Origin of the sequence: Xanthomonas sp. WHRI 10204 (assembly GCF_040202875.1) — a bacterium.
In the GTDB taxonomy this organism is placed as follows: domain Bacteria; phylum Pseudomonadota; class Gammaproteobacteria; order Xanthomonadales; family Xanthomonadaceae; genus Xanthomonas.
Genome location: NZ_JBEGDW010000002.1, coordinates 298,143 through 308,437 on the forward strand (window position 1 = coordinate 298,143; position 10,295 = coordinate 308,437).

General features: G+C 65.2%; 5 protein-coding genes, 1 tRNA gene and 1 pseudogene. 1 reads left to right on the forward strand and 6 read right to left on the reverse strand.

Going from position 1 to position 10,295, the window contains the following annotated elements:
- Positions 1-26 precede the first annotated feature (26 nt).
- From ABQZ00_RS12045 to rnr, 4 genes are all read right to left on the reverse strand, one after another.
- Positions 27-3,059, reverse strand: a complete 3,033-nt coding sequence (locus tag ABQZ00_RS12045) for a diguanylate cyclase domain-containing protein (RefSeq protein ID WP_323538359.1) — start codon at positions 3,057-3,059, stop codon at positions 27-29.
- A 238-nt stretch (positions 3,060-3,297) separates the two neighbouring features.
- Complete coding sequence (gene rlmB / locus ABQZ00_RS12050; RefSeq protein WP_323538229.1) at positions 3,298-4,047, reverse strand: 23S rRNA (guanosine(2251)-2'-O)-methyltransferase RlmB; 750 nt, start codon at positions 4,045-4,047, stop codon at positions 3,298-3,300.
- Positions 4,048-4,362: 315 nt separating this feature from the next.
- Complete coding sequence (locus ABQZ00_RS12055) at positions 4,363-4,836, reverse strand: GFA family protein (protein ID WP_323538228.1); 474 nt, start codon at positions 4,834-4,836, stop codon at positions 4,363-4,365.
- 134 nt (positions 4,837-4,970) lie between these two features.
- Complete coding sequence (rnr, locus tag ABQZ00_RS12060) at positions 4,971-7,508, reverse strand: ribonuclease R (RefSeq protein WP_323538227.1); 2,538 nt, start codon at positions 7,506-7,508, stop codon at positions 4,971-4,973.
- 121 nt (positions 7,509-7,629) lie between these two features.
- Between rnr and ABQZ00_RS12065 the strand changes: the two genes are divergently transcribed.
- Positions 7,630-7,716: transfer RNA gene (locus tag ABQZ00_RS12065), tRNA-Leu, on the forward strand.
- A gap of 458 nt (positions 7,717-8,174) precedes the next feature.
- Here the strand turns inward: ABQZ00_RS12065 and ABQZ00_RS12070 are convergent.
- On the reverse strand, positions 8,175-9,629 hold the full coding sequence (locus ABQZ00_RS12070) for a platelet-activating factor acetylhydrolase IB subunit (protein WP_323538358.1): 1,455 nt from the start codon (positions 9,627-9,629) through the stop codon (positions 8,175-8,177).
- A 408-nt stretch (positions 9,630-10,037) separates the two neighbouring features.
- Positions 10,038-10,124, reverse strand: a pseudogene (locus ABQZ00_RS12075) (acyl-CoA dehydrogenase family protein); the annotation flags it as partial.
- Positions 10,125-10,295: the final 171 nt, after the last annotated feature.

The following is a 10,295-nucleotide window of genomic DNA, read 5'->3' on the forward strand; positions in this document are numbered from 1 at the left end:
GATTCCCGATTCCCGATTCCCAGCCTTTAATCAGCACAGATCCGGTCGCGCCCTGCGCTCTTGGCTTCGTACAACGCGTGATCGGCGCGCTGCATCAACGATGAGCCGGTGTCGTCGTCGCGCAACTCCGACACGCCGGCGCTGAAGGTCACCTGCAGCCCATCCACGCCGCCCCAATCGGCGCGCGCATGGAACAGCATGCGAATGCGCTCGCAGAGCGCCTGTGCATCGTCCAGTGTGGTGTCGGCCAACAGCAGGGCGAACTCTTCGCCGCCCAGACGCGCAGGAAGATCAGAGGTGCGTGCGGCTGCGGCCAGCAGCTCGCCGACATCGTGCAGTACCGCGTCGCCAATGGCGTGCGAGTAACGGTCGTTGATGCGCTTGAAATGATCGATATCCAGGATCGCCAGCACCAGCGGCCGGCCACTGCGACGTGCGCGGCTGATGTCGCGCGCCAGCGCTTCGTCGAAGTGGCGACGGTTGGGCAAGCCGGTCAGTGCGTCCTCGTGCGCCTGGCGCTCGAACACATCGGACTTGATGCGCAGCCGCGTCAACAACTCGCTCTTTTCCTGATTGGCCTGCAGCAGGCGCTGCGCCTGCAGCTGCAGATCCTGCGTACGCTTGCGCACCAGTTCGGCCAGGCGGGCGCTGTGGGTCCTGTAGCGATGCAGCAGCGCCCGATACAGCAAGGCCAGTGCAAGAATCCCGGCCAACGCCGCAACAAAGCGCACATCGTGGCGTTGCCACCACAGCGGCAGCACATCGAAAGTCCAGCGCGCCTCCTGCGGGCTCCAGGCACCGCCCGGATGACGGGCCGCCACCCGCAGGGTGTAATGCCCCGGCGGCAGGCCGATGAACTCCACGCTGCGCTGCCGGCCACGCGCAATCCACACGTTGTCCAGGCCGTCCAGACGGGTGCGGTATTCGATACGTTCGGACAGCAGAAAACTCATGCCCACATACGAGACATTGAGCCGGTCGCCGCCGGGTAGTTGCGCTTGTTGGCGCCAGGCCAGCGGGCGGCCGTCCTGTTGCACGCTTTCGATCAGCGGCGGCGGCGGGCGTCGCTCGCGAAACCGTTGCAAGCGTGCCGGGTCCACCGTGCTCACACCACCGGCGGTGACCACCCAAACCGAGCCATCGGCACGCGCGATCATGCTGGGGCCGGAGCTGCCATTGGCCTGCGCGTTGCCCATGCCGTCGATCTCGCCGTAGCGCTCGATGTCCAGCGTGCCGCGTCCATCGGCCACCGCATCGAGCGCAGCGAACGCGGTGCGCAGCACGCCGCGATTGCTGCTGATCCATGCGTTGCCCCGCCGATCGTCGACGAGCTGGAACACCGTATCCACCGGCATGCCCTGCTCCAGACCCACGCGCGCAAGCGTGCCGCCGCGCACGCGATACAGACCGCGATCGGTGGAGATCCACACCGCATCGCCAATCGACTGGAAGCCGAACACGCTGCGTGCGCCACCCAGGCGTCCCAGGTTCAGTTGCTGCACCGTGCCGTCGCGCAACACCGCCGCGCCATCGACCGAGCCGATCCACAGCGCGCCGTCGATGCTGGCCAACGCAGTCACCACGCCATCGGGCAGGCCATCGATCTCCACCGGCACGCGCTTGCCGTCCACCAGCTGCACCACGCCGCGCTGAGTGGCCAGCCACACCGCAGCGTGCGTATCGATCACGATGGCGCGGATATGGCCACTGGGGATGCCATCCGCCTCGCCGTAGTGCTGCAGCACGCGGCCATTGCGCAGCACGAACACACCGTCGGCATAGGTGCCCACCCACAGGTCGCCCTGCCGATCGAGCGCCAGACTGAGCACCGACAGCCGGCGTCCCGACGGCGTCGCCACAGGAACCGGCATGATCCGGCCGTCCGGCAACATGCGGTCCAGACCGGCGGTGCTGGCGATCCACAGACTGCCATCGCGATCTTCGAGTACTGCACGGGCATAGTCGCCGCTCATCCCGTCGCGCTGGCTGTAGCTGCTGAACAAGGTCTCGCGCAAGCGGAACAGGCCACCGTTGGCGCCGACCCAGATGCTGCCCTCCGCATCTTCGCGCAGGCTGACGATGCGCCCGGTGGGCAGGCTGCGGCCTGCCGGCAAATGTTCTACCCCGTGGCTGCCGATCCGTAACAGCCCCTGGTTTTCGCTACCCAGCCACAGATCGCCATTGCGATCCTGCAGCATCGCAGTGAAGTAGCCCTGCCCCGGCAGCCGATGCACCAGCTCGGCGCGCTCGTCGTGCAAGCGATACAGCTGCTCGCCTGCGACCACCCACACCATGCCGTCGGGGGCGCGATACGGCCACGCCAGGCCCGGCGGCAGGCCGAATGACGCTGGCGCACGATGCATGCGCCCGTCCGGTTCGCGATAGATCAGCCCGTCCAGCGTACCGATCAGCAAGCGGCCCTGTCCGTCGAACACCATGCGCGGGAAGCTACTCTGCAGCGGCACGCCATCGCGCGGCGGAAAATAGTCGAAACGTCCATCCGGCGACAGGCACCCCAGCCCGTGGCCTTCGAACAGCAGCCACATCCGGCCGTCCGCATCCATGGTCATCGCGTGGATCAACGCCTGCGGCCACTGGCCCTTGCGCTGCCACTGCCGCCACTGCCCATCGGCGCCGTGACGCACCAGATTGCCGCGCGCATCGCTCAGCCACAGCGCGCCATCGCGATCCACGTACAAGGCGCCGACGCCGTTATCGGGCAGACCCGGTCGCGTGCTGCGATCGATGACGTTGAATTCCAGGCCGTTGTAGCGGACCAGGCCTTCCCAGGTGGCGAACCACAGGTAGCCGTCGCGGGTCTGGGCGATATCGCGCAGCGAGTTGTGCGGCAGGCCGCTGCGCGAACTCCAGCTGTCGATGGCGTAGTCGCGTAATCGCGCGGTCCCGATAGGTGCGGCGATCGCCGTCAGCGAACACAACGCCAACAGCATGCAGACGCCAGCGCCGAGCCAGCGCCGCCACTGTCCATGCCATCGTGCCGACGCCTTGCCGGCGTCTCTGTTCTCGCCCGTACCGCAGGCGCCCACCCCAAGTTTCATCAGACACGACACGCCGTTTGCTGACGATATGGTAGGCAAAAAGTTGCACCGGCGCTGCGCGTTTGCGCGGGCTGACGCCGAAAGCCTTGCAGCTGCGGCGTCGTACGCGCCATCGACAACACCTCGTTGCCAAGCGCAGCGTCGCAATCTGCGCAGATTGCGCTATGCCTGCATGTGCGCAACGTGCCTATTGCATGCTGGAGGCAGCGCGTGATCGCGCGCCTCCGTACCGCATCGCTCAGGCACCCAGGCGCTGGCGCACGACCTCGAACAGGGTCACGCCGGTTGCGACCGACACGTTGAGGCTTTCGATATCGCCCGGCATCGGAATCTTGACCAGACCATCGCAATGCTCGCGGGTCAGACGACGCAGACCGTCGGCCTCACCGCCCAGCACCAGCCCGACATTGCCGCGCAGGTCCACGCTGTACAACGACGCCTCGGCCTCTCCTGCCAGGCCGTACAACCACACACCCTGCTTCTGCAAGTCGCGCAGGCAGCGTGCCAGATTGGTCACCGCCACCACCGGGATGCGGTCGGCGGCGCCGGCCGAGGTCTTGCGCACGGTCGCGTTCACCGTGGCCGACTTGTCCTTGGGGATGACCACCGCAGTGGCGCCTGCGGCCGCGGCGCTGCGCAAACACGCACCGAGGTTGTGCGGGTCCTGCACGCCGTCGAGCACCAGCACCAGCGCGCGGCCTTGCGCAGCCTCGACCAGGCCTTCCAGTTCGTTCTCCGCCCACAGCCGTGCGGCGGCATAGCGTGCGGCAATACCTTGGTGGCGTACCTGCCCGCCCACACCGTCCAGTGCCTGGGTGTTGACCCGGCGCACGTCGATCCCCTTGCGGCGCGCCTGTTCTTCGATCTCGGTCAGACGCGGGTTCTTGCTACCGGCCTCGATCAAGACCTCGCGCACGTTGTCGGCGTCGTTCTCGACGGACGAGGCGACAGCGTTGACGCCGACGATCCACTGGTTTTGCTTGCTCATTGCGCGGGCATACGAAGAAATGAGGGGGAATGGTAGGGCCTGCGGCCTGCTACGTCACGGCCGGGGCAAGGATCGCCCGAGAAATCGGGCCAAGGTCATGCCGCAATGCCACGGGCAGCTGGCGGAGTCATGCGCCGCTGACTGCAGTGGACATGCCGCAAATGTATCGGCACGCCGGATGTCTTCGCGCCGCGTGAACCGCTATGGACGGCTGCCTGAACGCTTAGCGCACCGACGTCGGCAACACGCCGCAACCAACCGACATCAGCATGTTTGAAGACAGCAATGACCTGCATTGCGAAGCCACATCACGACTTACGCCGGCCACCGCTCGGTGTCGTGGTCCGGATGCTGATGCGAGACGAGCGCGGCCTGAAACGCCAATGCAACAGCGTCATTCTCGCTCGGACGTGTCGGCAGCTGCGCCAGGGTATCGGCGAACGGCAACTTGCGCTCCACCGCGTACTGAATGTGCGGAGGCAACCGCTCCGGCGTATCGAATGCACCTGCCGCAATTGCCACGCCGTCAGGCGCTTCATAGGTCAATGGCGTTCCGCACTCGGCGCAAAAGCCGCGCTGTACCACTGACGAGGAGGCAAAGCGCTTGGGCTCGCCACGGATCCAGCGGAACTCGGTGCCACGCACCGACACCAGCGGCGCGTAATACGCCCCGAAGGCTTTCTGACACATGCGGCAATGACAGATCGACGCGTCATCCAGCACGCCGCGCACATGAAAGCGCACGGCGCCGCATTGGCAGCCACCGCTGTATTCGGAAGGTGCGTGCATCGTTTGCCTCGCAGCTCAGCGTGTTATGCAAGCCACCGCATCATCACGGTATGCGGCGGCACTCACGACGCACTTGCCGACGCAATGTATTGCGGGCAGCCATCCCGGCCGCCCGCAACACCATGCATCCAGTATCAATACGACTTTTTCTTGCGCTTGGTCGGCTTCTCGCGCGGCGGCAGCGGTGCTTCGGCAGGCGCACCATCCTCTGCCAAACGGAAATCGATCTTGCGTTCTTCCATGCTCGCCTTGAGCACCAGCACGCGTACCGGGTCGCCCAGACGGAACTCGCGACCACGGCGCTCGCCGCTAAGCGTCTTGCGGATCGGATCGAACTGGTAATAGTCCTGCGGCAACTGGGTGACATGCACCAGGCCGTTGACCTTGGACTGGGTCAGCTCCACGAACAGGCCGAAGCCGGTCACGCCACTGATCACGCCATCGAACTGGCCGCCGACATGCTTTTCCATCCAGGCGGCGCGATAACGCTCATCCACTTCCCGCTCGGCCTCATCGGCACGGCGTCCACGCTCGGAGCATTGCAGCGACAAGGCCGACATCTGCCGCGGCGTGTAGATGAATTTCTCCGGGCTGGCGCCGGTCAGGGCGTGCTTGATCGCGCGATGCACCAGCAGATCCGGGTAGCGGCGGATCGGCGAGGTGAAGTGCGCATACGCCTCCAACGCCAGACCGAAGTGACCGTTGTTGTCGGGCGAATACACCGCCAGGCTCTGGCTGCGCAGCAGCACCGATTCCAGCAGCGCCGCATCCGGGCGCGCACGCACCTTCTTCAGCAGCTTGGTGTAATCGCCCGGGCGCACCTTGCTCCACGCCGGCAGGCTGAGCTGGAATTCCTTGAGGAACTCCAGCAGGTCTTCGTACTTGCTCTCCGGCGGCCGCTCGTGCACGCGATACGGCGCAGGCACATGCACGCCCAGCAGATAGCGCGCGGCTTCCACGTTGGCGGCGATCATGCATTCTTCGATCAGCTTGTGCGCGTCGTTACGCACCAGCATGCCGGCCTGGGTGACCTCACCGGTATTGTCGAGCACAAAGCGCACTTCGGAGGTTTCGAACTCGATTGCACCGCGATGCGTCCGCGCCTTGGACAACACGTTGTACAGCTGATGCAGACGCTGCACCTGCGGCAACAACGGGCCGATGAACGCCTTGGTATCGGCATCGTCTTCGCCAACCGCCTTCCAGACCTGGTTATAGGTCAGGCGCGCATGCGAGTTCATCACCGCTTCGTAAAAACGCGAGCCGGTCACTTCGCCATCGCGGCCCACCTGCATGTCGCAGACAAAGCACATGCGGTCGACCTTGGGCATCAACGAGCAAATGCCGTTGGACAGGGTTTCCGGCAGCATCGGCACCACAAATCCCGGGAAATACACCGAGGTGGCGCGCTTCTGCGCTTCGTCGTCCAGCGGCGTGCCGGGACGCACATAGTTGGACACGTCGGCGATCGCCACCACCAGACGGAAACCGTCGGCATTGGGTTCGCAATACACTGCGTCGTCGAAATCCTTGGCGTCTTCGCCATCGATGGTGACCAGCGGCATCTGCCGCAGATCCACACGCCCACCGATCATCTGCGGCTCGACCACCAACGGCACGGCGGCCGCTTGGTCCAGCACTTCCTGCGGGAATTCGTGCGGCAGTTCATGGCCATGGATGGCCATTTCCACCACCAACGACGGCGTCAGCTTGTCGCCCAGCACTGCGATGATCTTGCCGATGGCCGGGCGGCGGGCGTCCGGTGGGGCGATCAGTTCGCACACCACCAACTGCCCCTCGCGTGCCTCGCCAATGCCGTCCGGCGCAATCTGCACGTTGCGTTGCACGCGCTTGTCGTCCGGGTCGACGTAAGCCACGCCGTGCTCGTAGAAAAAGCGTCCGATCATGCGCGACATGCGCCGTTCCAGCACGCGTGCGATGGCGCCTTCGCGGCGGCCACGGCGGTCGATGCCGGTGACGTTGGCCAATGCACGGTCGCCGTGCATCACCTTGCGCATTTCGAACGGCGGCAGGAACAGGTCGTCACCGCCCTCGTCCGGCTTGAGGAAACCGAAGCCTTCCGGATTGGCGATCACCACGCCGGCGATCAGGCTGGTCTGCTGCACCGGCGCGTAGCCGCCGCGGCGGTTCTGCACCAACTGCGCTTCGCGCACCATTGCCGCCAGGCGCTTGCCCAGCGCGTCGATGCGGTCGCTCAGGCCGAGCTGCTCGGCGATCTCTTCGGCGGTCTGCGGGCCGTCGCAGGCTTCCAGCAGCTGCAGGATGGCCTCGCGGCTGGCGATCGGCTCGGCGTAGCGCAATGCCTCGCGGTCGGCATGCGGATCCTTGAATCCGGTGTCGGCGACGGCAACGGTGTCAGCCTGGACGGTGTCTTTCTGGAAACGTTCCGGCGGCGGCGCGGGCGGACCGCTCTTGCGTGGATGCGGCGCGCGGGGCGCAGCAGGCTCGACCGGAGGTGCCGGCTGATCGGACGACGCCTTTGCCGCAGCGCGCTTGTTGGCGGATTTGGTGGACGCACCTGCCGCAGCGCGGACCAGGAAGTCCGGCATCCAGCCCGGCAGTTTCTGTTGCTCGGCGGTGGTGGACTCGCCCGGGCTGGCGGATTTGCGGCGGCTGGGCCGGTCGGAATCGGGGGTGTTTTTCTTTGTCATTACCCTAATGGTAACCCCTGCGGTCCTGACATGGGCGGCAAGGCCAGCCAGGCCGTTGGCGATTGCTACACATCAACCGTTGACAACCCCGCCAGGAGTCTGCAAAATTCGCGGCTCACCTGCCCAGGTGGCGGAATTGGTAGACGCACTAGCTTCAGGTGCTAGCGGGGGCAACTTCGTGGAGGTTCGAGTCCTCTTCTGGGCACCAGTTTAAAAAGACCTCCGAGCAATCGGGGGTCTTCTGGTTTCTGGGGTTTGAAAATGCAGGCGCCGCGGTTGAGGGCCGATCAACGCTTGAGCGCCGATGGGGTGATTCAGAGCCGCTAAGAAAACTTAGCGAGCAGTCGTCCGCCGGGTGCCGACGGCGCACTCAAAATCGCAATGGACGATTGCTAACTGCCAGTTCCGGGGACCGGCCGCGCCCGCCGGGTGGCGAGCGCAGTCGTTTGATTAGCTGCTCTCTGCCGATTGATCCATCGACGTGATCGGATGATCGCGACGCCTACGCGGGCTTGCGCTCCACTCCATCACGACCGCCGATCAGCGCGACGACCAACTCGTCGCTGCCCAGACCTACGGCGCACGCTGCACCACGGTCGAATACCAAGACTTCGAAACGACACGACAGCGCCCACCTGCCTGGCGGGCGCTGTCGTGGTGGCCGTCCTACGGAGCGGCCGTTATTCCAGCATCGCGCAGGGCCTGCGCCCAGATCTTGTAACCGGCCTCGCTGGGATGCGTACCGTCGGGCATCAGCGCCTCCGGCAGGCTGCCATCGGGCTGCAGCAGCTGCTTGCCGATATCGACCAGGCGCACCGATGGGTCGGCCGCATAGCGTGCGCGCAGCAGGCGGTTGGTTTCGGCAATCGGGCCGCGTTGCGGATCGCTAGCAGTGCGGCCGCGCGGCATGATCGCCATCAAAATCAACTTACTGTTGGGCATGCGTATGCGTACTTCGCGCACGATGGCATCGACGCCCTGCGCGGTTTCGGCCGGCGTGCTCGCACGCGATTGCGCGGTGCCGGTGAGATTGTTGGTGCCGATATGCAGCACCACCCAACGCGGCTCCAGGCCGTCGAGCTCGCCCTGGCGGATGCGCCACAACACGTTCTGCGTGCGGTCCCAACCAAAGCCCAGATTCAACACCGGCCGCTTGCCGTACAGCCACTGCCAGGGCTGCGGCCCGCTGATGCGGGTGGACTGTGGCGGGCCCGACCAGAAGTGGGTGATCGAATCGCCAATCATCACCACCTCCGGCTTCAAACTGCGCGCGGCAGCAAGCGCGGCATGATGGCGCGCGTACCAATCGTAGGAATCCTGCTCCAGCCAATCGACCGGCATCAACGCGGTGGTCACGTCGCGGCCGAGTTCGGCCACTGGCTTGACCGGCGCTTCACCCAGCAGCCGCGCCAGGGTCGGCTCGATCGCCTCGGCCAGCATGCGCTGGCCCTGCGTATCCGGGTGCAATGCACCGGCCGCCGGACGAAAGCGCGTGTCGTAGAACAACTCGGTGCGCAGCTTGCCGTCGCGCTGGAACACCGAGCTCACATCCAGATAGGTCACGCGCGGGTTGTCGCCGTAGCGCACTGCCAGACCCTGGTTGATCTGCGCATCGCGACGCGATTTTTCGCCGGAAATCGCGCTGGGCAGCACACTCAACAGCAGGATGTGCGTGCGCGGCAGCTTTTGTTCGATCGCCGCGACTACCGCGTCGATGCCGAGCTGGGTCTGCTCCGCGGTCTGGCCGAGGTGGCCGGTGTTATTGGTGCCGATCAGCACCAGCGCAACCTTGGGCTGCAGGCCATCCACTTCGCCATTGGCCAGCCGCCACAGCACGTTTTCGGTGCCATCGCCGCTGAAGCCCAAATTGAGCGCGCCGCGGCTGCCGTAGAAGGTCTGCCAGGTGGGCTGGAAGTCTTCGTCGGGCGCCTTGGCTTTTTCATAGTTCTGCGTGATGGAATCGCCAATCAACAGCAGCTTCGTCTCAGGATGCTGTTTGACCTGTTCCAGCACCTGTGCGTGACGCTGAGACCACCAGGGCTCCTGCAGGCGGTCGGTGGGCACGATTGAGGGAGATGGCGTTTGCGCAAGCGCAGGCAGCATCAGCAGGCACCACGACATGCCAAGGCCGATCGCGGCAAGCGGCCGGATACGACCGCGAAACAGGGAGGGAAACGTGAGCATGCGTGACAGAAAGGATCGGAGGAATTCCGATTGTGGGCTGCGCCGTTGGCACCTCACAAGCTAATCCGACAAGCGCGCCCTTTCCGCCCCACTGTCGAGGCAGGACTAACGATGCAACGACTAGACGATGCAACGACGCACCGACACGACACTCCCTTCTCCCGCCTGCGGGAGAAGGTGGCGCGCAGCGCCGGATGAGGGCCTATGCGGACCCATCCGCCTACGAAGCCGGTCTCCCCGCAAGCAAGCGAAGGCAGATGGACCTGCACGTCGCCTGGATAGATCTTGCTACTCTCGATAGCGCAGAGCCGCAGCGCGCACTAGCCTCACTCGTCCGCGCCGGCTTCAGCGCAGCCCGGTTTCCCCGCGCGCAATCACAAGGCGGTGAATCTCTGAGGTACCTTCGTAGATCTCGGTGATCTTGGCATCGCGGAGAGCGCTCCAACGTTGCCGCACCTGCGGCAGCGCTGGAGCGAGGGCTTACTTCAGCGCAGCCCGGTTTCACCACGCGCAATCACCAGGCGTTGAATCTCGGAGATACCTTCGTAGATCTCGGTGATCTTGGCATCACGGAGAGCGCTCCAGCGTTGCCGCACCTGCGGC

Bases quoted from the DNA above. Each gene is read 5' to 3' on its own strand.
- ABQZ00_RS12045 (WP_323538359.1), bottom strand. From the start codon at position 3,059: ATGAAACTTGGGGTGGGCGCCTGCGGTACGGGCGAGAACAGAGACGCC.
- rlmB (WP_323538229.1), bottom strand. From the start codon at position 4,047: ATGAGCAAGCAAAACCAGTGGATCGTCGGCGTCAACGCTGTCGCCTCG.
- ABQZ00_RS12055 (WP_323538228.1), bottom strand. From the start codon at position 4,836: ATGCACGCACCTTCCGAATACAGCGGTGGCTGCCAATGCGGCGCCGTG.
- rnr (WP_323538227.1), bottom strand. From the start codon at position 7,508: ATGACAAAGAAAAACACCCCCGATTCCGACCGGCCCAGCCGCCGCAAA.
- ABQZ00_RS12070 (WP_323538358.1), bottom strand. From the start codon at position 9,629: ATGTCGTGGTGCCTGCTGATGCTGCCTGCGCTTGCGCAAACGCCATCT.